20 protein-coding genes and 1 pseudogene are annotated in these 24,297 nt (G+C 43.1%); 12 read left to right on the forward strand and 9 right to left on the reverse strand.

The features are described from left to right. The first annotated feature begins 10 nt into the window (after positions 1-10). The 3 genes from D5281_RS15160 (at position 11) to D5281_RS15170 (ending at position 2,091) form a co-directional block, all read left to right on the forward strand. Positions 11-115: a 4Fe-4S binding protein gene (locus tag D5281_RS15160; RefSeq protein WP_160560964.1), complete on the forward strand. Its 105-nt coding sequence runs from the start codon at positions 11-13 to the stop codon at positions 113-115. 18 nt (positions 116-133) lie between these two features. Further along, entirely contained in the window at positions 134-880 is a 747-nt protein-coding gene (locus D5281_RS15165) for a hypothetical protein (RefSeq protein ID WP_330585053.1), read from the forward strand. Between the two features lie 584 nt (positions 881-1,464). After that, positions 1,465-2,091: a hypothetical protein gene (locus tag D5281_RS15170; protein WP_277935389.1), complete on the forward strand. Its 627-nt coding sequence runs from the start codon at positions 1,465-1,467 to the stop codon at positions 2,089-2,091. Positions 2,092-2,378: 287 nt separating this feature from the next. Here the strand turns inward: D5281_RS15170 and D5281_RS15175 are convergent, their stop codons facing one another. From D5281_RS15175 to D5281_RS15190, 4 genes are all read right to left on the reverse strand, one after another. Beyond that, entirely contained in the window at positions 2,379-2,993 is a 615-nt protein-coding gene (locus tag D5281_RS15175) for an ABC transporter substrate-binding protein (RefSeq protein ID WP_330585061.1), read from the reverse strand. Next, a complete protein-coding gene (locus D5281_RS27205) occupies positions 2,990-3,403 on the reverse strand; it encodes a transposase (RefSeq protein ID WP_277935390.1) in 414 nt (137 codons plus the stop codon). The genes D5281_RS15175 and D5281_RS27205 overlap by 4 nt, the downstream gene beginning before the upstream one ends. 95 nt (positions 3,404-3,498) lie before the next feature. After that, on the reverse strand, positions 3,499-5,394 hold the full coding sequence (locus tag D5281_RS15185) for a recombinase family protein (RefSeq protein ID WP_160560965.1): 1,896 nt from the start codon (positions 5,392-5,394) through the stop codon (positions 3,499-3,501). Between the two features lie 49 nt (positions 5,395-5,443). Next, a complete protein-coding gene (locus D5281_RS15190; protein WP_160560966.1) occupies positions 5,444-5,626 on the reverse strand; it encodes a hypothetical protein in 183 nt (60 codons plus the stop codon). 476 nt (positions 5,627-6,102) lie between these two features. On the opposite strand from D5281_RS15190, the gene D5281_RS15195 reads away from it, so the two are divergent. After that, complete coding sequence (locus D5281_RS15195; protein WP_160560967.1) at positions 6,103-9,381, forward strand: ATP-binding domain-containing protein; 3,279 nt, start codon at positions 6,103-6,105, stop codon at positions 9,379-9,381. Positions 9,382-9,415: 34 nt separating this feature from the next. Here the strand turns inward: D5281_RS15195 and D5281_RS15200 are convergent. Continuing rightward, positions 9,416-9,919, reverse strand: a pseudogene (locus tag D5281_RS15200) (ABC transporter substrate-binding protein); the annotation flags it as partial. Positions 9,920-10,012: 93 nt separating this feature from the next. Next, positions 10,013-11,161, reverse strand: coding sequence for an MFS transporter (locus tag D5281_RS15205; protein WP_160560969.1), 1,149 nt, complete (start codon positions 11,159-11,161; stop codon positions 10,013-10,015). Positions 11,162-11,411: 250 nt separating this feature from the next. Between D5281_RS15205 and D5281_RS15210 the strand changes: the two genes are divergently transcribed. The 8 genes from D5281_RS15210 to D5281_RS15245 all read left to right on the forward strand — a co-directional run bounded on the left by D5281_RS15210 (position 11,412) and on the right by D5281_RS15245 (position 21,818). Then, positions 11,412-12,764, forward strand: coding sequence for an SPFH domain-containing protein (locus D5281_RS15210; protein ID WP_160560970.1), 1,353 nt, complete (start codon positions 11,412-11,414; stop codon positions 12,762-12,764). A gap of 229 nt (positions 12,765-12,993) precedes the next feature. Then, on the forward strand, positions 12,994-13,749 hold the full coding sequence (locus D5281_RS15215; RefSeq protein WP_160560971.1) for a zinc ribbon domain-containing protein: 756 nt from the start codon (positions 12,994-12,996) through the stop codon (positions 13,747-13,749). Between the two features lie 20 nt (positions 13,750-13,769). Next, the gene (locus tag D5281_RS15220; protein ID WP_160560972.1) at positions 13,770-16,064 is read left to right on the forward strand and encodes an ATP-dependent helicase; all 2,295 of its coding nucleotides are present in this window, start codon (positions 13,770-13,772) and stop codon (positions 16,062-16,064) included. A gap of 203 nt (positions 16,065-16,267) precedes the next feature. Beyond that, positions 16,268-16,597, forward strand: coding sequence for a DUF4366 domain-containing protein (locus D5281_RS15225; protein WP_160560973.1), 330 nt, complete (start codon positions 16,268-16,270; stop codon positions 16,595-16,597). Between the two features lie 275 nt (positions 16,598-16,872). After that, positions 16,873-18,537 carry a 23S rRNA (uracil(1939)-C(5))-methyltransferase RlmD gene (rlmD, locus tag D5281_RS15230; protein ID WP_330585055.1) on the forward strand — a complete coding sequence of 555 codons (1,665 nt, stop codon included), beginning with the start codon at positions 16,873-16,875 and terminating at the stop codon, positions 18,535-18,537. 102 nt (positions 18,538-18,639) lie between these two features. Continuing rightward, positions 18,640-18,888, forward strand: coding sequence for a DUF6061 family protein (locus tag D5281_RS15235; RefSeq protein ID WP_160560974.1), 249 nt, complete (start codon positions 18,640-18,642; stop codon positions 18,886-18,888). Between the two features lie 132 nt (positions 18,889-19,020). Then, a complete protein-coding gene (locus tag D5281_RS15240; protein WP_160560975.1) occupies positions 19,021-19,392 on the forward strand; it encodes a BlaI/MecI/CopY family transcriptional regulator in 372 nt (123 codons plus the stop codon). Further along, on the forward strand, positions 19,389-21,818 hold the full coding sequence (locus D5281_RS15245; protein ID WP_277935391.1) for a M56 family metallopeptidase: 2,430 nt from the start codon (positions 19,389-19,391) through the stop codon (positions 21,816-21,818). Before D5281_RS15240 ends, D5281_RS15245 begins: the two co-directional genes overlap by 4 nt. A 92-nt stretch (positions 21,819-21,910) precedes the next feature. Here the strand turns inward: D5281_RS15245 and D5281_RS15250 are convergent, their stop codons facing one another. The 3 genes from D5281_RS15250 to D5281_RS15260 all read right to left on the reverse strand — a co-directional run bounded on the left by D5281_RS15250 (position 21,911) and on the right by D5281_RS15260 (position 24,201). Then, the gene (locus tag D5281_RS15250) at positions 21,911-23,086 is read right to left on the reverse strand and encodes a sigma-70 family RNA polymerase sigma factor (RefSeq protein WP_160560976.1); all 1,176 of its coding nucleotides are present in this window, start codon (positions 23,084-23,086) and stop codon (positions 21,911-21,913) included. A gap of 86 nt (positions 23,087-23,172) precedes the next feature. After that, a complete protein-coding gene (locus tag D5281_RS15255; RefSeq protein WP_160560977.1) occupies positions 23,173-23,667 on the reverse strand; it encodes an AAA family ATPase in 495 nt (164 codons plus the stop codon). An 18-nt stretch (positions 23,668-23,685) separates the two neighbouring features. Further along, complete coding sequence (locus D5281_RS15260) at positions 23,686-24,201, reverse strand: DUF6076 domain-containing protein (RefSeq protein WP_330585056.1); 516 nt, start codon at positions 24,199-24,201, stop codon at positions 23,686-23,688. Positions 24,202-24,297 lie beyond the last annotated feature (96 nt).

Raw genomic sequence — 24,297 nt, forward strand, 5'->3', positions numbered from 1 at the left:
GGTGCCAGTTATGGATGCACAAACGTGCTTAAAAACCGGCAAGCCATATCAATTCATACAGGAGCATTGTCTGTATTGTGGAAACTGTTATGAAAAGTGTCCTGTGGGGCAGTAAAAAGGCAGGGAGTAGCAAATGAAACAGAATGAAAGAAGAAATATGACCATGAAATCTGGGAAAACCTACGCAGAGAAAATGAAGCAGCTAAGAGAAAAAATAGAAAATACGGATACAATCCTTATCGGTGCAGGAGCAGGGCTTTCCACTTCTGCCGGATTTACTTACAGCGGTGATCGCTTTTGGAAATATTTCAAGGATTTTATTGAAAAATACCATTTTCGCAATATGTATGAGGGTGGCTTTTATCCTTTTGACAGTCTGGAAGAATATTGGGCATATTGGAGCCGATATATTTACATTAACCGCTATATGGATGCACCAAAACCTGTTTATGAAAATCTGTATGAACTGGTAAAGGACAAAGATTATTTTGTGTTGACAACAAATGTAGACCATTGTTTTCAAAAAGCGGGTTTTGCAAAAGAACGATTGTTTTATACCCAGGGAGATTATGGGCTTTTTCAATGCCAGACACCATGCAAGCCATATATATATGAAAATGAGACTTTCGTTAAGCGTATGATAGAAGAACAAAAGGATATGCGTATTCCAACGGAACTGATACCGAAATGTCCGAGTTGTGGAAAGCCAATGACGGTGAACTTGCGGGCAGATGCTGCTTTTGTGCAGGATGAAGGATGGAATATGCATGCTGGCTGCTATGAGGAGTTTCTTGATACACATAGGAAAAGCAAAATTTTGTTTTTAGAATTAGGTGTTGGCTATAATACACCGGGGATCATCAAGTATCCCTTCTGGTAGATGACGGCGGAGAATCCGAAGGCCGTGTATGTCTGTATTAACGATGGGGAGGCGGTCTGCCCGCAGGAGATTGAAAAACAGTCTATATGTATTAATAGGGATATCGAATGGGTTCTGCAGGAGATGAGAAGTTAAAAAATAGCATGATTGCAGTTTTCTGTTTCAAACTCAAAGTACTGAAAAATGTGCAATTGAACATAAAAATAGGAAGGATACGCTAGTTGGCATTCTTGCTTCTACTATCGGAGCCCTCCGTCAGGGAAGGGATGCGGGTCTGTTGTCTATGGGTATAGGAGCTATAAAATTTGCGATTTCACGTAGACGGATGAAACATTTATGAAGTAGGGGTTAGAAATTCCTTTTATTTTTCCGATAAAGTATTTGAAGGCGGGAGATGAAGTTTGGAACTGTTCTGTGCTGATAACAGTCGGCGCAGCCCTGAATGAGAATAGGGCGGATTCGTGGCCTGTTGGTTATGATTCCGAATCTGATATGCGTTCACAGAACAGTTTCTATAAGAGGACGAGCGATAAGAAAGGCAGGTATCCTGGCTAGTTTTTGGGAATCGGCCAGGTGTAAGAAAATTGACAGGAAAGGGTAAGGTAATGCAGATTCATTCGTTCAATGGTTCATTGCAGAGCAGATACTTTTCAGGAACGGGAAACATAGGCGGTATCCATCTGCCTGATTTTCATGATAAATATGTTTTCTCCAAAAAGAAAAGCGGCATCAGTGATGAAGAATACCGGAAGCAGATTGTAGAACAGGCTTATAAAGATTATGCAAAAGGGCAGTTCCAGAATAAATCAGAAGGATTTAACAGGCTGATGAAAAGTTACACATCGGAAGTATCCCCGGACAGAAAAGGTATCATCACTTCGGGCCTGAAAGCTGTCTCCAAGAACAGACAGAATGTGCTTAAGCCCATAGATTTTGTGGCAACTGTGCTTGAAGGGAAAGTGAAATATCAGAAACTGCCGTCAGGCAACAGCGATTACATAGAGTTTTACGATAAGAATGGGGAGATGGTGGCGACTTATTCCAATAATGGGTGGACGATGTATACCACCAATGCGGAAGCAGCCAGACAGACGGAAATGTGCATGATCTATAACGAAGCGTGGGGGAATGCCAAGAGAGGGATACCGCTGTCATGTGAAGAAGCGGTAAATGCGGAAGAACCACAGAATCGTTTTGATGCCAAAGCATAGTGGGAGATAATTCTGTGAATGTATATCCCCAATCAGTCACAGTCCAATAGGGCGGGAATCCTCGGTTTCCGGCAGATAGGGGAATCGGGGAGCAGGGTGCGGGAGTTGATATTGCAGGCATTCCGGCAGGTGTATGAATATACCGGATGATTCCTTCCAAGCCCAAATGGGGTTAACTGTCCTATATCACGAAAAACAGTAACCCCAATAGCCTTGGTATGATGATAACAAGCCGTATGGCCAGCCTTGTTGAGCAGTGAAAGGATAGTTAATGCGACAGACGTGTGTTATTTAACGCTGCCCTCTGCAGCTTTTGATGCAAACTGGGTGGTAACTAAGTCATCATAGGGAACTTTTTCGGGCAATTCCCCTGCTTCTTCCAGAATATTTTGCAGAAGGGTGAAGGAATCTTCTTCAAAAATCAGGTTGTTTTTCCAGGTGTCCTGTTCATAGTAGCGGGTGATGATGGTGGTAAGGGTATCAAGATCTGTTTCTTCAAATTGAGGCTGGATAACCTTGGCAATTTCTTCCGGAGAGTGAGAGGCTACGTAGTCCATACCCTTTTGCAAGGCATTGGTAAAGGATTGGATGATGTCAGGATTTTCATCTATATAGCTTTTCTTTGCACAAAAGGCGGTGTAAGGCACATAGCCGGAGTCTTCGCCTAAGGAAGCAACCACATATCCATCCCCTTTGGATTCTAAGGAGGTAGCGTGAGGTTCAAATTCTACAGTAAAATCACCTTGCCCTCCGGAAAAAGCCGCGGCAGTGGAGCCGAAATCTATGCTTTGATCTATGCTAAGGTCGCTTTTGGGGTCGATGCCATTCTTTTTCAAAATAAATTCAAATACCATCTCTGGCATACCACCTGCCCGCCTCGTACCTATGTAAATTTTGGTCAGCGAGGGTCACATGCCCTGTGGCCTTGCAGCGTGCGCTTCGCAGTCCCCGGCTGTGCCCGATCTTGTTTGGAGACCCCCTTTTTTGGCACCTGCACTGTGCTGGTGGGCCTGGACGATTGTGGCATCCAGGGAGAACTCATACAGTTCGGCTCAAGGCTCAGCACACGAAAGATATTATCAAGGATCCCGTCATCAATCCACTTGCGGAAACGGCTGTATACCGAATTCCAGGGGCCGTAACGCTCCGGCAGGTCACGCCACGGGGCACCGCTGCGTGCGATCCAGACCATCCCGTTAAGCATGGTACGGTTATCCTTTGAAGGACGTCCGGGTTTTCCGGTCTTTTCCGGAGGGAGTAAAGATGCAATCTGTTCCCATTCCTGAACGGTAAGTTCGTAACGCCTTAACATAATACCAGCCCCCTTTTTCTTTATTTTACCATGAAAAAAGAGGTCATGAACAAATGTTTTGTTTATTTTTTATTTTTCAAACACGCTCTAGTACATTAGAGGCTATGACTGGTATCATGTGGCAGGTCTTGATGGAATTTTGTCATGATTTCCTGTATTTCGGAATGGGCTTTGCGGATAGTATAAGGCTTTCGTGAGCTGTCACCTGGCGCTATAATACCCATATCTATCATAAGTCCTATATAAGGCAGTACATTTTTTTCTGATATAGGAAAATAAATATTTGTAAATAGTTTCGATAAATATCTGGCGGAAATATAATCTCTTTTGCCTTCAAGGATAAGATGCATCATCTGATAAATAATTTCGTTTTGATGACGGTTCAGCTCCTGTGCCGGACTGTATTGTATCAGATGAGACAAGCCGTACCTGAATTCAATTTCCGGAAGACCGTCTTTATCTACTTCGATTTTCTCAATGAGAATTTCAATGTCCTTGCGGTCAAGAGTTCCTTTTTCAATTATCAGGTCAATTATTTGCAGGGCATTTTGAAATTCCTCTTTGGTATCGTTATGATTGTTTTTTGAAGGGGAAACATTTAGTTTTTCCAGTTGGGCTTTCAAAAAGTTAATCTGCGCTAAAATGTCCTGCTGCATGGCTTCATAGCTTTCATGGATGACATCCTCGTTTCCATGGGCAGTCGATAAATCCCTGATTTTTTGTGTAAAAAGAATTTTCAGTTGTCGTTTGAGTTGTTCAATGAGATTTTGGAGTTCAGTCCTTTTTTCGGGAGCTGCTTTTTTACCGCAATTGAAATCTTCCATACTATAGGCAGCGATATCCTCACAAAAAAAATTGCGGCAGAATTTAATGTAGGTGAATAAATCTTTCATTAAATTATTTTCCTCAATGAGATGTGCTTTAGGGCAATAGAGCCTGCCCTTTGTATTGTAGGTGGTGCAAATATAATATTTGCGTTCGGCGCCGGAAGTAATTCGCCTGATGGGCGTCAGACGGCTTCCGCAATCCTTACAAAACAGGCAGCAGCCGAAAGGGGATGATGTTTTTGGGTGGACATACTGTTTGCGAGAACCGCGGTATTTGCTTTTGGTTCGTTTCTTTTTTATATCTTGTATCAAATCAAAAGAAGCTATATCAATGATAGCAGGGTGATGGTTTTTAAAAACGTACTGCTCATTTTGGGGAACTCGTTTATCTTTTCCGTGGACAGTGCAGCGGGCGCGTTTTCGTAATCGCAGTGTACCGATATAGAAGTCATTTCCAAGGATATCTCTGACCATTGCGTCAGACCATTGGGCAGTTACCGGGTATTTGGTTATTTTGCCTTCTTTTATTTCATGCGCATGTCGAATCATGGATGGGGTTGGAATCTTGTTTTGGGTGAGATGATTGGCAATCTTGCGATAACCAAAGCCTTGTAGATAAAGGTCGTAGATTACTTTTATGTACTTTGCTTCTTTCGGAACGATTTCAATTTGGGATTTATCCTTTTTACTTCTTATATATCCAAAGGGTGGCTGGGTTATTAAAGTCCCTTCTTTTTGACGGGCGTTAAGAGCGCGTTTGATTTTTTGGCTTGTATCCTTGACATATTTTTCGTTATACCAAGTTTTGATGCCGATGGTGTCATCGTTTGTCTGCATGGAGTCATAATGGTCGTCTATCACAATCAGGTGCTTGCTGCGTTCCTGGAATTCATCAAGCAAAAGAAGGACTTTGGCATTGTGGCGGCCAAGGCGAGAAAAATCTTTGACAAATACCCGGTCTATATCTTTATCCAAATCTGCCATCAGCTGGTTGAAGCCGGGACGGTCGAATTTATACCCGGAGACCCCGTCATCCTCATACCAGCGATCTATGGTAAAATGGTTTTCTGCTGCAAATTGGGTGATGATTAATTTTTGATTTTCAATTGATACATAATTATGTTTGTCATCATCCCTTGACAGTCGTACATATCCAACATTCATAAATATAGATGCCTTTCATAATATTGAGTGTGTTTTGAGCGTAAAGTGACTAAAGATTGTTATAATGGTTTTTGATAACCGCTTTTAAAACGTTATGAATATTTTGGTCGGATTGGCCGTCCAGGTAGGTGACAACTCGAAATCCCATATCCTGATATTTTTCTTTAGCCGCCTCAAATTCCTCCTGTGATGTAAAATCGTTTTTCCAAAGATAATAGGTAGGTTTGCTCAAGGTTCATTGCGTCCTAATTGCCTTATTGTTATTGTATGAATATGGGATTAGATTATTGCAAGTCCTATTGAAAAGCAATAGCTATCCAGACAGATGATGATACCATGAAAAAACCTCCTATTAAAATTGAGAAAGGCAAAGAAGCGATTCCCAAAATAGGAGGCAGTCCAAATGGACAAGAAATGTTTATCACCTATTTAATGATATATGCTGAATTGTCATGAACTATCTCTACTCTTAAATCAGCAATCGTTGTACATAATGACGTATATATAAATACGTTATTATATCTCTTTCTGTTAGCACTACTACAGTATCTACTTTACCACATTTTAAAATTAAAGTCTAGTAATTTTTTCTTTATTTAGCTAGAATAGGTAACAGTTCAGCCAGGACTTTGCACTTGCCGCAAAGTCCGTGAGAACATGATGCAGAATCGGACAGTTGCTTAGACGCATGAAGATGGAGGAGAGGGTATGGAATCACAAAAGGAAGTGACAATTAAGGGAATCAGCCGTAGAGAGGAGGAGTCTTATCTGAAAAAGACCCTCGAAGTGGTAAAGACCAATGTGAAAAATTATGAGGATGATGTAGCAAAAATGCAGGAAGAAATCGATGAAATGCTGGAACATTATCATGATAATGATACGGAAGTTTACACGCTTTTAAGCAACACGATTACCATGCGGGATAACATGGCACATGCCCTGCGCCGGAACCTGAAGGCACTTAAAAAGCCTTACTTTGGCAGGATAGTATTCTATGACGAGAGCTTTCGCAAGGAAGAATCTCTTTATATCGGACGGGGCGGTATTGCAAGGGATACCACTCATCAGATGGTGGTAGACTGGCGGGCGCCGGTTGCGACCGCTTATTATGAAAACGGGCTTGGAAAGTGCAGCTATCGGGCGCCGGATGGTAAGGATTTGCCAATTGATCTGAAGCTGAAAAGGACCTATGAAATTGAAGGCGATAAGCTTTTAGACTATTTTGACACGGAAGTAATTACAAATGATGAGCTTTTGACTAAATATTTAGCAAAAAACAAGCAGGCGGTGCTGGGAGAAATTATTGCAACGATTCAAAAGGAACAAAATGAGGTTATCCGGAAATCACCTTTTCACAACATAATTGTACAGGGAGTGGCCGGTTCCGGAAAAACTACGGTTGCAATGCATCGGATTTCCTACATTCTTTACAATTATGCCCAGCGCTTTAAGCCGGATGATTTTTATATTGTAGGGAGCAACCGCATTCTTCTTGCTTATATTACAGGGGTTTTACCGGATTTGGATGTGTACGGTATCAGGCAGATGACCATGGAGCAGCTTTTTGTCCGGCTTTTGTATGAGGATTGGGATGAGAAAAGGTACCAGGTTAAGGAAAATGTGCAGGATAGCAGAGTTGCGAATACACAGGGCGGTATACGGGGGACGAAATTTTGGCTTCAGGAATTGGAGGCATTTTGTACAGCACTGGAAAAAGAGTTTATTTCTGAGGAAAGTATCTTTTTAAACCCAAGGCAGTTTGTGGAAGGAATCCGAAATGGCGTTGCAGGCGTATTTGACGATACGGTACAGGATTCTTGGGATATTACGGGAGATAAGAAAATAAAAGCAGCCGGAAAAATTGAAATTCTTTCCGGCGAATCCATCACAAGCTTCCTGCACCAGAATGCGGTTTTATCCATCCAGGCGAAAATTAATCTTTTGAATGAAAGGCTTCTTATAAAAATAAAGGATGAATTTTTAAAAAGTGGTATTCGCTACACGGAAAAGGAGCAGAAGGCAATTTTGAAGGCTTACCGGGGACGTTTTGGAAAAAAGGTTTGGAAACGTTCTATTTATGACTTATATCAGGATTTTTTACGGGAGCAGCGGCAGAAAGGGTATGATGTGGAGCTTCCGGATTTGGAATATGATGTGTATGACTTAGCGGCCCTTGCCTATCTCTATAAGCGGGTAAAGGAGACGGAGGTCATCAGTGAAGCCCACCATGTGGTAATAGACGAGGCCCAGGATTTCGGTGTGATGGCTTACGGGGTGCTGAATTTTTGTATCAAGGACTGTACCTACACCATTATGGGGGATGTGTCCCAGAACATCCATTTTGGTTACGGACTAAACGACTGGGAGGAGTTAAAAGAGCTTCTTTTAGAGAGCGGCAGTGGATTTGAGGTACTAAAAAAGAGTTACCGGAATACAGTGGAAATTTCAGAATTTGCCATGAAAATTTTACAGCATGGAAGCTTTACTTCTTATCCGGCAGAGCCGATTATCCGTCATGGAAGTCCGGTGCAGGTAAGAAGGGCAACGGAAGATGCAGAGCTGATAAAGGAGGCTGCAGCCTTGTGCAAAAGCTGGCAGGACAAGGGCTATGGGACGATTGCGGTAATTTGCCGAAGCATAAAGGAGGCAGGGGATAGGGCAAAGCAGCTTTCCAAAATACTTCTGGTGTCCGATGGCAGTTTGGAAAAGGCAGTGTTTTCGGAAGGAATTATGGTGCTACCCGTTTCTTATACCAAGGGACTTGAATTTGACGCGGTACTTATTTTGGATCCGGACAGGGAGGACTATCCGGTGGATGATGGACATGCCCGACTGTTGTATGTGGCTGCTACAAGAGCCCTTCATGAGCTTTGTGTGCTTCATAAGGGAAATCTGACGGGATTGATTGCAGACCCTGTTCCGGAGAAAAAGAAAGAAATTGCAGAAAAAAAGATTTCTGTGATTGAAAAGCGACCAACAAGGATAAAGCCGTCTGCGGAAATGAAGTCTGCGGCAGAAAAGTCATCTGTAGAAAAACCATTGGCAGGGAAGCCTTCGGCGGCTTTGAAACCTTTTGCAAATCAGAGGACAGTGGTTGGCGCAAGGCCTATGGCCCTCCCAAAACCTGCGGCACGCCTAGCCCCGGCAAAGTCTCCTGAAAGGGCGGCTAAGGTTGGAATGCCGACAATTGTCAGAGAAGACTGGAGAGACAAGTTCTATCAGAGCGGTCTGACAGATACGGCTAAAAGGAAACAAAAGCCTGAGGCTGGACCAGTATTTGGGGATATGCCTACCACAGAAAAATTAAGGCCAATGGGACATGCAAGAATTGATCTTTCAGTCAAATGGGTTAAAAAGGAAAGGGATAGTTTGTGCTTGCAGAGCAGATATGGCCTGCTGCGGCTTTGGCCGGTAGGGGATGAAATTATCCGGGTGACTTTTTCGCGTCAGGGCATGACGGGAAAGCTCTCAGAGGAAAGGCTCTTGGAGGAAAACCCAATGTTGGGGAAACAGGGGAGTTTTTGGATGTATAAGGAATCCGGGGCATATGTGGAGCTTTTAACAGATGCACTTTGTTTGCAGGTAGATAAAGCAACCGGCGCTGTCAAATATAAAAGCCGGGAAAAAAAGCTTTTGCTTTCAGAAAAAAGCGGCAGCAGGCAGATAGATATGGGAAAGGAAGGAACGGAGAGAAGCTGGCTGTTTCTTGACATAAAGAAGGAGCATTTTTATACGCCAGGGATGAACGGAAGGGGCAGCTTAGCGTTAGATGGAACTGCCAGATATATTTCATCGGGAAAAGAAAAGGGTCAGATGCCATTTTTACTTTCTGATAAGGGCTGCGGGATTTTGGTGGCAACTGAGAAGCCCGTGATTTTCTGCAATCTCCCGGCATATGGTTCATGGCTGTGTGTAGAAGGAGAGGAATGGATGGATTTTTATTTTCTGGTGGGAAAGAGCAGGGAAGAATATGAAAAAAGAAGATAGATTGAAATATGAATTGATACAAAATTTACATTGTTTGGCGTTGGTCACCTGCCCGGCCTCCAAGCACATCAGCGCCGATTAGCATATCCCAGCTGAAATTCTCTATAGGCTGGCGTGAGACAAGGAAGTTTCCGGCACGTTGTGTAAGCTGCGCAAAGTTGACCACATAATCCTGTGTGCCGCCAGCATAGGTATAAATGGTAGATTCACTCCCCATAAACCCAATATCAGCTTCATCCGTAAGCACAGCGGTCATGGTTTTGTCAGCGCCAAAGCCTGTAACAAGGGTAAGATCAATTCCTTCCTCTTTAAAATAGCCTTCCTCTATGGCTACATACATGGGTGCATAAAAGATGGAATGTGCCACTTCATTTAAAATGATTTCTCCGGAAGATGTGGAGGCTCCTCCATTATCTGTGCCCTTACTTCCACATCCGGCTACAGAACCGATCAGCAGAAGCAGGGCCAGGGTTATCCCCAGAGATTTTTTGAGCAGACAGACAGCCTTGGTTGGTTTTTCTTTCATAATAACCTCCATTTCTTAATTGGAAACTTGACAACGTTTAATGGTTTATCATATGTAAAAAGAAAGAAAAGTCGCCTGTCCGAAGAAAATTTATGAAGCAACAATTTAAGATTTTTTGGCTAAAAGATAGGTCAAAAGAAAAGAGCATACGCCCAGTAGGGCAACGCAGCCCAGCGTAAGGTTAAACCCAATATGCTCGCTGAAAAATCCGGCAGCCACTGGCATCAGCATGGAGGAACCGCCGGTAAAAATGCTGAGGGCAATCAATTGACTGCTGTTTTTTAGCTTTTTTGGTGCGATTTCCAGGATCAGCATTTTCGAGGCAACCAGAATAATTGGGGTCGAAAATAATTGAAGAACGCTGGCACCTATAATGATAGCCGGATTTTGGGCCCATGCAAACAAGACAAACTGAAACGTTAACATGATAGAGCTTAAGCGCAGCAATTTTAGGCCGCTGAACCTGGCAAGCAGATAAGCCCCTGCAAGGTAGGTGGGGATTTCCAACAAAGACTGCAGAGACCATTTCATGGAAATCTGTGCATTTGACGCATGCAGGTCAATCATTTTATCAATCACAGTGCAGTTATTTGCAATCACCATAGAGTACATTAAAAACAGGATAAGGATGAGCAGTACATATTGCTTATTTTTCATTAATTGCTTAAAATCGCGCATGGATAACTTACTTTTTTCTTTTATCTGGTCAATATCAGGCAAAACAGCCATATTGAGCAATGACAACACGGTAATTATGATAATGCTGATTCCAAGCCCTCGGTAGGAAAACAGGCTGATGATGAGAGAGGCAGCCATACTGCCGATAGCCCACCCAATGGAGCCAAAGGCTTTAATGAAGGACAAATTTTTCCGAATTTCTTCACTACAGCCTAGAACCCATGTGTCATATAAGCCGCAGCAGGAATTGAGCAGGCCGCCGGAGAGAGAAACCAGCACAAAATAAACGGCGATCACTGCATTCTGGGTGGAAAAAAGTATGGCGGACACAACTCCGTAGACACACAGACAGAGAATAATTATCTTTTTCATCGTCTGATAACGGTCTGATAATATTCCAAACAGTAGCTGCAGGATAATAGTTGCGGCGGCATATCCGGATAGGATAATTCCCCTTTGAAATGCGGAATAGCCTATTTCGGATAAATAAGGAGTAAACTTTGTGGACGAAAAAGAAAAAATTCCATAAGAAAGAATATAAAAGATAATGAAATGAATTTTATAATTGTTTTTCATGATGTTTTCCCTTCCAAAGGCCTCGTGCCTGCGTAAATTATTGTTCTGTATTTGATTATATATTCTAACAGGGACTTTGTCTATTTTAAAGTGATTTTAACGATAAACAGGAGATGTTATTTTGTCAGGTTTGTTTTTATGGACAAGCAAAGGTAAAACCGATATAATAGGAAACGAAAGAGATGATATAGTTATATGAAGGTTCGGCTGTGTCGAAAACAACTGTCAGAAAAATAAGGAGGATAAGGAAATGGGCTTAATCAGGGGGATTGTTGCTGCGGCAAGCAGTGGCATAGCAGATCAGTGGAGAGAGTATTTTTATTGTGATTCGTTAGAGACAGATATTTTGGTGACAAAGGGCAAAAAGCGCACAAGTAAAAGGAGCGCAGGCAATAATAAGGGAGAGGAAAATATCATTTCCAACGGTTCTGTGGTTGCGGTCAACGAAGGTCAGTGTATGATTATTGTAGATCAGGGAAAAATAGTTGAATTTTGTGCGGAAGCAGGAGAATTTACATATGACACATCCTCCGAGCCCAGTTTATTTTACGGAAATCTAAGTGAGAATCTAACCAAAACCTTTGCTGTGGTGGGCAAGCGTTTTACCTTTGCAGGAGATACCGCAAAAGATCAGAGAATTTACTTCTTCAACACCAAAGAGATTATGGGCAATAAGTATGGTACGGCCAATCCGGTTCCGTTCCGTGTGGTAGACGAAAATATCGGTTTAGACATTGATATTTCTTTAAGATGTAATGGAGAATATTCTTATAAGATTGTAGACCCGCTTTTGTTTTATGCCAATGTGTGCGGCAATGTGGTTGAGGATTATGGCAGAGAGAAGCTTGACAGCCAGCTAAAGGCGGAGCTTATGACAGCGCTGCAACCTGCATTTGCAAGGATTTCCGCTATGGGTATTCGCTACAGTGCGGTTCCCGCTCATACACAAGAGCTGTCAGAGGCCTTAAATGATATTCTTTCCGCAAAATGGTCTCAGCTTCGTGGAATCGAAATTGTATCTTTTGGGGTGAATGCGCTCAAGGCTTCAGCGGAAGATGAGGCAATGATAAAGGAGCTGCAAAAGAGTGCGGTTCTGCGCAATCCCAATATGGCAGCGGCTACATTGGTGGGAGCACAGGCGGAAGCTATGAAGTCGGCAGCGTCCAATACTTCTACAGGTCCTATGATGGCCTTTGCAGGTATGAACATGGCAGCTCAGGCAGGAGGTATGAATACGCAGCAATTATTCCAGATGGGACAGCAGGCAGCACCTGCATCTGTACCTGCATCTGCTGCAGCGCCTGTGGCTGGGGCAGCGCCTATGGCGGACGGATGGAACTGTAACTGTGGAAAGGTGGGAAATACAGGTAAATTTTGTTCTGAATGCGGAGCCCCAAGGCCTGCCGCTGATGGATGGACTTGTGTTTGCGGAGCAGTAAATAAAGGAAAATTCTGCAGTGAGTGCGGGGCAAAAAAACCTGCCGGAGAACCTTTGTATAAGTGTGATAAATGCGGATGGGAGCCGGAGGACCCTAAGAATCCTCCTAAATTCTGCCCTGAATGTGGTGATCCTTTTGATGAGAATGATATTTCCCGGCAATAACATGTGTTCTGTTTTCTGAATGAAATGCTGAAGCGATAGGGAACAGATATAACTGTTACAACAGGTCAGGGCATTCTTCGCCCGGATCTAAGTTGCCGCAAAGCGGCAGCATGGGGTTAGATTGAAAAATCTCCGATTTTTCAATCTACAAATTTGTGCTTACGCCCAAATTTGAAGGCATTGGCAAGAATGGGGATTAGTTTGAGGAGTTTGGAAAGGATTCAGGAACATGAGCGGAGTTATGATAGGTATCATAGTGATACTGGTTTTACTGCTTGCAGTAATAGGCAGCGTAGGCATTGCAATCTGGCGTGTGAAAAGCGCGGCCCAAAAAGCCTTCGGCACTTCTGACCTCCGGGAGGGAATCAAGCAGATTGAGCAGGAATATGCTATGGCACCGAAATCAATTTCCGCAATGACAAGCTTATACCTGCCCAGGATCAAGGCGGATTTTCCTGAATTTCAATATGATGAAATGAAGGTCAGGGCGGAAAATGCCCTGACTTCTTATCTGATTGCTGTTGACAGGATGACCCCGGGAGCTTTAAAAGAGGGAAATAAAGAGCTCCATGATAAGTTGGAAATGAGGATTCAAATGCTGTGTGGAGCAGGCAGGCGGGAACACTATAAGAGGATAAAGATCCACAGAACAGAATTATGTGATTATAAAAAGAGAAACGGCAGATGTATCATCACATTTCAAAGTGCTGTTCAGTATTACCATACAATAACAGATGAAAATGGGGAAATTCTGGGAGAACACAGTGATATGCCAACCCAGTCCAGATACAATACGGATGTTATTTATATACAGGATAGAGATAGGGTGGAAGATGAAAGAGACTTATCTCTTGGACTAAATTGTCCGAATTGTGGTGCGCCTATATCAGGAACTGGGAGTAAGGTATGTGAATATTGTGGAACGCCAGTGATTGAAATAAACATTCATGCATGGACATTCAGTGATATCAGGGAATTAAAATAATTAATAACAGGAGATTTTGAATGAGTATATATGATACTTTAAATGAGGAGCAAAAAAAGGGCGTATTTACAACACAGGGGCCAGTACTTTTATTGGCAGGGGCCGGTTCCGGCAAAACCCGTGTGCTTACTCATAGAATTGCCTATCTGATCGAGGAGCTGGGGGTAAGTCCTTGGAATATTATGGCCATTACCTTTACCAACAAGGCAGCCGGAGAGATGAAGGAGAGGGTGGAGCATCTTGTAGGAATGGGGGCAGAGAGTATCTGGGTTACCACCTTTCATTCTACCTGTGTGAGAATTTTGCATCGCTATGCGGATCGTCTGGGGTATGATAACCATTTTACTATTTACGATACGGATGATCAGAAATCGGTGATGAAGGATATCTGTAAGCGCTTGCAGATTGATACAAAGCTTCTTAAGGAGAGAAGCATTTTATCTGCAATTTCCTCCGCCAAGGATGAGCTGATTTCTCCTAAGGAATACGAGCTTAATGCTATGGGAGATTTCAGAAAACAGAAAATAGCCCAGGCTTACAACGAATACCAGGAAGCCTTAAGAAAAAGCAATGCCATGGATTTTGATGACCTGATTGTAAAGGCGGTGGAGCTTTTGAAAGCGGACAGGGAGGTATTAGAAAACTACCAAAAAAGATTTAAATACATTATGGTAGATGAATACCAAGATACCAATACGGCTCAGTTTGAATTGGTCAGGCTCCTTGCAGACGCTAGCCACAACCTTTGCGTGGTGGGGGATGATGACCAGTCTATTTATAAGTTCCGGGGAGCGAATATCAGAAATATATTGGATTTCGAGAAAGTTTACCCTGAAGCAGCGGTAATCCGCCTGGAGCAAAATTACCGCTCCACGAAAAATGTCTTAGATGCCGCCAATGCGGTAATCCGCAACAATAAGGGGCGGAAAAGTAAGACCCTTTGGACGGATAAGGGAAGTGGGAATCCGGTACATTTTAGACAGTTTGATCAAGCTTATGAGGAGGCGGAGTTTATTGCCGATGATGTGGTGCGCAAGAAAAGAGAGGGTATAGCCGATTATGGTGACTGTGCGGTGCTTTACAGGACCAATGCCCAGGCCAGACTGATAGAGGAACGGTTTGTGGTGGAGGGGATTCCCTATAAAGTGGTGGGCGGCATCAATTTTTATGCCAGACGGGAGATTAAAGACCTGCTTGCCTATTTAAAAACAATAGATAACGGGCGTGATGATTTGGCTGTGAAGCGTATCATCAATGTTCCCAAAAGAGGAATCGGAGCCGCTACTATCGCAAAAGTGCAAAACTATGCGGATATACATGAAATGAGTTTTTATGATGCTTTATGCCAAGTAGATGATATTCCGGGCATAGGGAAAAGCGCTTCCAGGCTGGATGCCTTTGTAACTATGATACAAAGTTTTAGAAGTAAAGTAGAATATTATGGTTTGGAGGGATTGATAAAGGATGTTATTGAAACCACAGGCTATGTGTCAGAGTTAGAGGCATCTGATGATGAGGATGCGGAAGACAGAATCGAAAATATTGACGAGCTGATTAGCAAGATGGTGTCCTTTGAAACAGCCCATGGCGAGCCGACCTTAGGAGAATTTCTTGAGGAGGTGGCGCTGGTTGCGGATATCGACAATGTGGAAGCAGGAAATAATAAGGTGCTTTTGATGACACTTCACAGTGCTAAGGGTTTAGAGTTCCCCCATATCTATTTAGCAGGCATGGAGGATGGTGTTTTTCCCAGCTACATGACAATTGTATCAGATGACCCTGATGAGATAGAGGAAGAAAGACGCCTTGCCTATGTGGGAATTACAAGGGCCAAAGAGGATTTGACCTTAAGCTGCGCAAGAATGCGGATGATACGGGGAGAGACTCAGATAAATGCGGTAAGCCGGTTTGTGGGGGAAATTCCGCAGGAACTTATGGATAACAGAGCGCCGGTTTCCCGATATCGGGTTATGCAACAGAACGAGGAGGAATATGGATTTGCAGGGAAATCGGAAAGTACATACAGACCTGTTGCCACCTTAAAGCCCCGGCGGACTGCGGCGGAGAATAAACCCTTTATAGCCGGAGGCGGGCTGGGTTCCCTGGCAGTGGCCGGAATCAGCAAGGGTGTAGGGGCTGTTACAGGTGGAAAGCCGGATTATGATGTAGGAGATCGGGTAAAGCATGTGAAGTATGGAGAGGGAACTGTTACCGGCCTGGAGCCAGGACCAAGAGACTATAAGGTCACAGTTGACTTTGATAATGCAGGACAAAAGATCATGTATGCTGCTTTTGCAAAGCTGGAGCGCATTTGAAAAATGTTTCAATTTGGCTTTGAAATATAAATAGTAAAAAAGTGGTAAAAAAATTGTAAACTTTTTCAAATTTTGGTAGTAAAATTTATCAGTAAATGTTATATTATTAAACAGGAAGGAAATAATAAGTCAAAAAGTACTTTTATGAACATTCCTTAAGAAATAAACTGAATAAAAGATATTAAGAAAGGGAGGCGTATGCCATGAATACGTGGAATAAGATTGAGGAGTTAATGGATTTTGTAAAAACTCATGATATCAAAGAATTAAAGGATTACTGGAACCACAGGGAAGAAGAAAAGAGAAATAATACGCTTTTGTGGATACTTGCCGTTATTGGTGCGGTGGCAGCGGTGGCAGCGATTGCTTATGCGGTATACCGTTACATGACACCTGATTATTTGGAAGATTTTGAAGATGATTTTGATGACGACTTCGAGGATGATTTCTTTGAAGATGAGGAAGAAGAAAAAGAAAAATCCGAATCTGAGGAGAAGCCTAATGTGGCTGCAGAAGAGGACTTTGCAGAATAGTTATGCTTATACGATAAGAAAATTTGCGGGATGTGCAGAAGTGTACATCCCCTTTTTAAAGTAGGAAAAGAAACCTATATAGAAGCTCTGCGCACCTGTTTTGCAGAGCGTATACGCGCCATGCAGTTTGCCGCATGTGTGCTTCCGGATATTCGTGCCTCCTTTTTAGGAAACGTTTGCACCTTAGAAGGTATGGGCATAAGTATGATTTTTTATGAGGATGCCTGTATAAAGATGGACATCCTAAATTTGTGTAAAGGGTATGGAGGTTTTTTATGAAAAAAGGACAAGTACTGAAGGGAATTGTGGAAAAGGTTGACTTTCCAAATAAAGGTGTTGTACTGACAGAAGAAGGAAAGTGTATTGTAAAAAGTGTGCTGCCGGGGCAGAAGATATCTTTGGCGGTGCAGAAAGTGAGAAATGGCAGGGGAGAGGGGAGGCTGCTTAATATAGATGAAAAATCTCCATTAGAGATTGAAAGTCCCTGCCCCCATTTCGGGACCTGCGGCGGTTGTACATATATTTCCCTGACCTATGAGGAACAGCTGCGGTTAAAAGAAGCCCAGGTTTACCAGCTTTTAAATAATGTGCTGACGAAACAGGAGAAAGAATGGAAATTTGAAGGAATTAAGGGCAGTCCTGTTCAAATGGGCTATCGAAATAAGATGGAATTTTCTTTTGGAGATGAATTTAAAGATGGCCCCCTTGCCCTTGGCATGCATAAAAGGGGCAGCTTTTATGATATCGTTACGGTGAAAGACTGCCAGATTGTAGATGAAGCCTATCGAAAAATTCTCACACTGACGAGAGCTTTTTTTGATGGATGCAGCTTTTATCACAAACTTCGCCATACAGGATATCTGCGTCATTTGCTCGTCAGAAAGGCAGCTAAGACAGGAGAAATTTTGGTTGCACTGGTGACAACATCGCAGCCAGATTTTGACAGGAAGGCTATGGAGAATCCAGATGATAGCAGCGGACTTGATCTAAGTTTAGATGGAGAAGCCAAAAGAGAAGAATCTGAAAAATTGAATGCATGGAAGGATGAGCTGCTCAAATTAAAATTTGAACATGGAAAAATAGCAGGTATCCTTCATATAGTCAACGATTCATTGGCAGATGTGGTGCAGAGCGATGGGATGGCGATCTTGTACGGGCAGGATTTCTTCTATGAAGAACTGTTGGGATTAAAATTTAAGATATCTGTTTTTTCCTTTTTCCAGACCAATTCACTGGGAGCAGAGGTGCTCTATGAGACGGTCAGGGAATATATTGGGGATTTGAACATAGGGGAAGATGAGCCTCAAAAAACCGTATACGACCTTTATAGCGGAACGGGTACAATTGCGCAGCTAATGGCGCCTGTGGCTAAGAAGGTGATTGGCGTTGAAATTGTGGAAGAAGCAGTGGAAGCGGCGAGAAAAAATGCGGAAATGAATGGTTTACATAACTGCGTATTTATTGCAGGGGATGTGCTTAAGGTTTTGGATGAGATTGAGGAAAAACCGGATGTAATTATTTTAGATCCGCCGCGGGATGGAGTGCATCCCAAGGCGCTTAAGAAAATAATTGGGTATGAGGCCCGAAAAGTGGTGTATATTTCCTGTAAGCCTACCAGCCTTGTGAGAGATTTGGAGATGTTTTTGGAAAATGGGTATGAGGTGGAGAAGGCAGTGACCGTGGATCAGTTTCCCTGGACGGCGAATGTGGAAACCATTGTCTTGCTTTCCAAGGGCGAGGTCGACTCGAAAAAGATTCGGGTTGAGTTCTCTTTGGAAGATATGGATATGTCGGAGTTCCAAGATGGAGCAACCTATCCGCAGATCAAGGAGTATGTTTTGGAGCATACCGGGTTAAAGGTGTCCAACCTCTATATCTCACAGATCAAACGGAAATGTGGGATTGAAGTAGGCAAAAACTACAATCTGCCGAAGGCTTAGGATTCCAGACAGCCACAATGCCCGCCGGAAAAAGAGAAAGCAATCCGAGAAGCATTCAAATATTTTGGGATGATCTAACATCCAGCAAAATGGAGGTTTCTTATGGATAGATTGATTTCTTGTGAGTTCAACATGGATAATGCCTGTGTGGAACTGAAATTCTTAGATGGCAGTATGATTGCCATTGATACCATCGCCGTGGAGAATGAGGTTGCCGATAATATGTATCAGCGGTCAGAATTGGACTATCTGATCTACAATGATCCGATTGGATATGCAGACTTGATATTGAACGGTGATCCCGAAACCTATTTGAAAACTGTAACTGAATACAAACCGCTTGATAGTTAACCAACACTTTGCCCGTGGGAGAAATTCTGCGGGCAATTTTTTGTATCTTCTCTGTGAACGCTATTGATTTTGATTGTCTAATGTTGTAGACTATATATGAAGTCTAACGGTATAGACAAGGAGGGCGTGAATATGGATTTTCCGAAGATTCACGAAAGTGAATATCGTTTTTGTTTGATTATGTGGGAGCATGAGCCGGTTACTGCTACCCAGCTTGTAAAGCTGTGCCAGGATCAACTCGGATGGAAAAGAACTACGACTTATACCGTTATCAAGCGTCTTGGAGAGCGTGGTGTGCTGAAGAACGACAATGGCACTGTTACTTCTCTCGTTTCCAAAGATGAAGCCCAGGCGTGTGAGATCGATGAACTGGTTGAGAAGAAATTCGAGGGTTCTCTGCCTGCCTTTATCGCTGCTTTTACAAAGCATCAGGCTATGTCCGAAGATGAGCTTGATGAGGTACAGCGCATGATCGACCGCATCAGGAAAGGAGGTTCACAATGAACGAACTCTTTTTGAAAATTATCAACATGAGCATATCGGCAAGCTGGCTTATCCTGGCTGTGCTGATACTCAGGCTTGTTTTGAAGAAAGCTCCCAAATGGGTCAATGTTCTACTTTGGGGTATTGTAGCTGTCAGATTGGTTTGCCCATTCTCTTTTGAGAGTGCATTGAGTCTGATTCCAAGTGCAGAAACCATTCCTCTGGACATTGGAATGGATACTACACCAACCATCAATAGCGGTATAAATGCAATAAACAACGCAGTCAATCCTATTATCGGCCAATCTAACACTCCGATGGCTGGCGCAAGTGCAAATCCGTTGCAGATTACCATTGGTATCTATGAATATATTTGGATTTTCGGCATGATTGCACTGGCATTATATACAGCCATCAGTTACTGGCGTCTGCGCCGTAAGGTGGATACTGCCGTTCGCTACGAGGACAATATTTTCCAAAGTGAGAATGTCGGTTCTCCGTTTGTCTTGGGCATCATCAAGCCGAAAATCTATCTGCCGTTCAAAATGGATGAGCAGGATATGGAACACGTTGTTGCCCATGAACAAGCACACATTCGCCGCAAAGACCATTGGTGGAAACCTCTTGGTTTTCTCCTGCTGACAATTCACTGGTTCAATCCTTTGATGTGGCTGGCTTATGTTCTGCTGTGTCGTGACATCGAGCTTGCCTGTGATGAAAAGGTTATCAAGGAACTCGGAAATGAACAGAGAGCAGATTATACCCAAGCACTTGTGGCTTGCAGCGTAAATCATCGTATGATTGCCGCCTGTCCTCTTGCCTTTGGTGAGGTAGGTGTAAAGGAGCGTGTGAAATCCGTGATGAATTATAAGAAACCTGCGTTTTGGATTATCATTCTTGCAGTGATTGCCTGTGTAGTTGTTGTGGTCTGCTTTCTGACAAATCCGAAGCAAGACAGTTACACACTGCGAATCGTTGTTCCAGCGGGAAGTCAAGAAGAATTTGTGTATTCGGATGAAGAAGTCAGCACAATCAAGAACTCAATCAAAATATGGTCTGGTGATGGATTGGGTGATACGGAAGTCCTGTTATCTCCGGTCAATGAAACAACAGAAACCGGATATACTGCTACCTATCTTACACATGGAATGCCGGTGGAATTTGATGCTGAAAAAGATACGTGGTTTAAGATTGGTGTAAATATGCAGAACTCCACTGACGAGGACATTATTGTATATGTCGAAGTGGAAAATGTAGAGGTGCGTATTGCTGATGAGGTAAATTCCGTCATAGAGTGGTTTGACTACACAGAGAACCCCTCTGCTATGGATGATGAATCAACTATAAAACTTCCGATATATCCAGATGTTACTTTCAGCTACAACCAGACACAAATAATTGCGTCAAAACCCTTTGACACTTCGGAACTTACTGGCCAAACAATTTTGATTGATGGTATGCCAATATGGAACGCTTATTTTACTGACCTTACTGGGGATGATTTCCCAGAAATCTGTGCAACATACAGCTTTGGTTCTGGAATGATTGATAATCGCATTACCATTTATGACTATGTAAATGGTGTAAGCTATGAACTGTCTGACCGAGGATGTTTCGATTTCGCACTTAGACTGGATAAGCAAGACGGTCATCTGTACGTAGATAAAACAAAGTACAATTCTGAAGAACTGGTAGAAACCGGACGATTGGTTTTCAAGAATAATTGTCTTCAGATTGAAGGCTTTTCTAACGAAGCACATCAGGTGTTCCAAGCTGAAATTCTGGAAATCCATGATGGGTATTATCTTGTGAAACCTGTTGAGGGTAGTTGGGAACTGAGTAGTGCAGACAGAATTGAAGTGCCTATCAGAAATGCTCGGCCGTCACCCGAACCAGAAGTCGGAGATGCAATTGAAATCGAATACTCCGGTGAAATCCTTGAAACTTATCCTGCACGAATTGCGGATGTTTATAGCATCAAAGTTGCAGCAGAAAAGGGTAGACTAAACGGATTTGAACTAAATCTTGCTGGAAATACATCTTTACAAAATAAGATGGTACTTACTGAGGAGGCACCGTATTGGTGTATTTTCGTAAACAATGAAGGTTCTAACAATATTACAGTAGAAATTGGTGGCTATGTCTATGAAGTCGAAGCTGAAACGTATGAACATATCTTTAGGGATGAACTGTGGGATGCTGGCACTTACAGTGCAAGTTTTGCATCTATAAATGGAATGGAAGGAACTGTGAATTGCTATACTTACAAGTACAGGCTGGAAGTTACCGGACGGTTGAATAACGCCGTTGAGGATACAACCTATGTTATTTTGAGCAACATCGAGAATATTACATTTGAACAGGCTTGGAAGGCCAGCGGACTAAGTAGCAATACCGCAGACTACTTCGATCCCGCCGAAGCCGTGTTCATCAATAGGACACGATGAGTATTGATCCTCGTAATACACTTAAATAATAAGTTGAGTCAAGCGCAACCAATGAAACCGCTGCAATTTCCGTAAAATTGCAGCGGTTATTTTTAGAGTTCAAACGCCACCAATGTTTCCTTTGGTAGCTTCTCATTTTCGCAGTTCAGAAGATACGATATTGCCTGATTTGCAAAGTATTTTGTTATCATCGTGTCCCAATCGGCAAGTTGAATGATCTCAGCTGTGCCATTCTCAAAATTAAATGAAATCTCGCCCCATTCGCCGTCGCAGTCTGCTTGGTATTCGTAGATTGCGGCGGCGATTTTCTTTTTGCGCTTGGTTTTGGATTTCTGTTTCAGCCGGACAGCATGGAGCGCACCTTCGGCAACCAGCAGTTCTGTCAGTTTGTCCACCGCTTTCCGGTAGGCTCGCTCTGCACCGCTGGCAGTGCTGCCCTCAAACATAATCGCCAGTTCTTCAAAAGTGGGGCGGTTCTTCCATGAGCCAACTCGCCCACAGGTCATACAGATTGCTAACCGTTTTTCAAGTAAGGTCTGTTCCCGGTAATTCAGCTTCTCAAATGCCCGCTGCACCTTTTCAGCCTGTATGCCGTTCCAGAGGATGTCGGCATAGTTCCAAGTATCGTCAAGGGCAACATCTTCGCCCGTTTCCTCGCCGTCTTCGCCCGTCACATAGAACGGCTGCTGATTGCGGATGCCACGGACTACTTTCAGATATTCTTCCGCAAGGGCAAGGTCGCAGTTGTATTTCTTGGCAAACTCGCTGACCGCATCCTTGGTGTTATGGTACAGCCATGCCATTGACCGCACCATTTTGTAATTGGTCAGAGAGGACACCGACCATTTTTCTTCACCCATGCGGAAACGGAGCATAGCATCCCGGATGAACGGAAAAATGTATGTAGCGTACTCCGCACCCTTGGCGGGGTCATAGTCCATCAGCTTTTGGAGCATTTGCTCTCGGCAGGAGAGCTTTATATCTATAAATCGGTCTGTGTCGTACAAATCGCCGCTATCCACGCCAAGAAAGCTCTTGGTGCGCTTGTTGAGTTGCGGCTCATAATGGTGCAGGAGGAACGAAAAATACATCAAGTTCTTTTCCTGCAAGGCAGATAGGATATACTCATTCAGACTGTTCACCGTTGGCGGCTCCGGTTCCAGTTGGAAGATGCGCTCTGCCACATAGGGGCGGATGTCCGCACCGAATGAATCAACAGGATATTTCGGTATGTATCCGGTCATATTCCATGAAAAATCATTCAGCATAGCGCACCTCCTTCCGTTTTAATAATGTGCGTGAACATTCTGAAAACTAAAAGTTTCTGTTTCCTATAAACGGGTCTTTGACAGCATCATATCTGCTCGATTTCATTTGCAATCATAGCCACCGTTTTTTCATTAGTATCAATTTTAATCGTGTTTAGTGTTTGATACATCGGTATTCTTGTTACACTTCTTTCAATTACATCCTCGGCACGAATACCTCTTTCTACATCCTTAGTTAATCTCTTACGCAAATGGGTTTCGTCAGCAATAAGTGAGATACATTTCACCTCACAGTTTTGTGTATCCAGCTTTCCCAATATAGAATCTATGATAGGCTGTTGATGCATTACCCAACAGAAAATCACATTTTCATAAGCTGAGCAATGCAAAAAGTTGTTTAGTAAGTAGCAGATATTATCTGTCACCATTGCTTTGGTTTCATTGGTTACTTGGAATGGGTTTGCATCCCAACACCAATCTCCATCAAGAAATACGCTATTGGGTAAATCAGATTTTAGTTGCTGGCAAACAGCGGTCTTTCCAACTCCCATTGTTCCGCCAACTATATATAAGTTTTTCATATCCTCTCACCTACAAATTCAAAGATTTTTCTGTGCTTCTTTTTTCAAGGCAGCCTGTCCAATTTCCTTTTCGTAATCGCCCTTGGCATAGGCTACATTGCACAATGCCTGGAGCATCTTATCTTTTGCCAGTTTCTTCATAACCTCCGCAAGTTCAGCATCCAGAGTGCCACGCTTCACATAGCGGTTTATGGTATTCAGCCGCTTCTCATAAATCTGTTTCAGCGGATGATCGTCCGCAAGTTCCCGCTGTTCTCTGCCTTTTAGATTGCCGATCTGCCGACAAGTGCGGTGCAGCTTATCTCCCGGCGCATAACCGCCGCAATATTTGGTGTGCCTTGCATTGGTGGTCAGAAACCACTTGCCGCAGATTCTGCATTTCTTCGGTGCATGACCAACACATAAGCCCTCAAAAAGATCAGACCGGAACATCCCTACAAAGGATACATAGTGCATCCGCTTGACCAGCTTCGCAACTTTTTCACCGGGACGGATGACGGATACATACTGAACAGAATTGTTCAGGGTAGACATCCATGCTGTTGCTGCCCATTTATTCTGGCTTCAAATAAATCTGATTGATTGTCACAGAATTAACCGATATAATGACATCAGCATAGAGAAAGAGAA

This window comes from Parablautia muri (genome assembly GCF_009917485.1).
Taxonomy (GTDB): Bacteria; Bacillota; Clostridia; order Lachnospirales; family Lachnospiraceae; genus Suilimivivens; species Suilimivivens muri.

Coding starts and splice junctions, on each gene's coding strand:
- D5281_RS15195 (WP_160560967.1), top strand. CDS start 6,103: ATGGAATCACAAAAGGAAGTGACAATTAAGGGAATCAGCCGTAGAGAG.
- D5281_RS15235 (WP_160560974.1), top strand. CDS start 18,640: ATGGATAGATTGATTTCTTGTGAGTTCAACATGGATAATGCCTGTGTG.
- D5281_RS15255 (WP_160560977.1), bottom strand. CDS start 23,667: ATGAAAAACTTATATATAGTTGGCGGAACAATGGGAGTTGGAAAGACC.
- D5281_RS15250 (WP_160560976.1), bottom strand. CDS start 23,086: ATGCTGAATGATTTTTCATGGAATATGACCGGATACATACCGAAATAT.
- D5281_RS15165 (WP_330585053.1), top strand. CDS start 134: ATGAAACAGAATGAAAGAAGAAATATGACCATGAAATCTGGGAAAACC.
- D5281_RS15225 (WP_160560973.1), top strand. CDS start 16,268: ATGAATACGTGGAATAAGATTGAGGAGTTAATGGATTTTGTAAAAACT.
- D5281_RS15220 (WP_160560972.1), top strand. CDS start 13,770: ATGAGTATATATGATACTTTAAATGAGGAGCAAAAAAAGGGCGTATTT.
- D5281_RS15240 (WP_160560975.1), top strand. CDS start 19,021: ATGGATTTTCCGAAGATTCACGAAAGTGAATATCGTTTTTGTTTGATT.
- D5281_RS15160 (WP_160560964.1), top strand. CDS start 11: ATGGATGCACAAACGTGCTTAAAAACCGGCAAGCCATATCAATTCATA.
- D5281_RS15245 (WP_277935391.1), top strand. CDS start 19,389: ATGAACGAACTCTTTTTGAAAATTATCAACATGAGCATATCGGCAAGC.
- D5281_RS15260 (WP_330585056.1), bottom strand. CDS start 24,201: ATGTCTACCCTGAACAATTCTGTTCAGTATGTATCCGTCATCCGTCCC.
- D5281_RS15210 (WP_160560970.1), top strand. CDS start 11,412: ATGGGCTTAATCAGGGGGATTGTTGCTGCGGCAAGCAGTGGCATAGCA.
- D5281_RS15205 (WP_160560969.1), bottom strand. CDS start 11,161: ATGAAAAACAATTATAAAATTCATTTCATTATCTTTTATATTCTTTCT.
- D5281_RS15185 (WP_160560965.1), bottom strand. CDS start 5,394: ATGAATGTTGGATATGTACGACTGTCAAGGGATGATGACAAACATAAT.
- D5281_RS27205 (WP_277935390.1), bottom strand. CDS start 3,403: ATGTTAAGGCGTTACGAACTTACCGTTCAGGAATGGGAACAGATTGCA.
- rlmD (WP_330585055.1), top strand. CDS start 16,873: ATGAAAAAAGGACAAGTACTGAAGGGAATTGTGGAAAAGGTTGACTTT.
- D5281_RS15215 (WP_160560971.1), top strand. CDS start 12,994: ATGAGCGGAGTTATGATAGGTATCATAGTGATACTGGTTTTACTGCTT.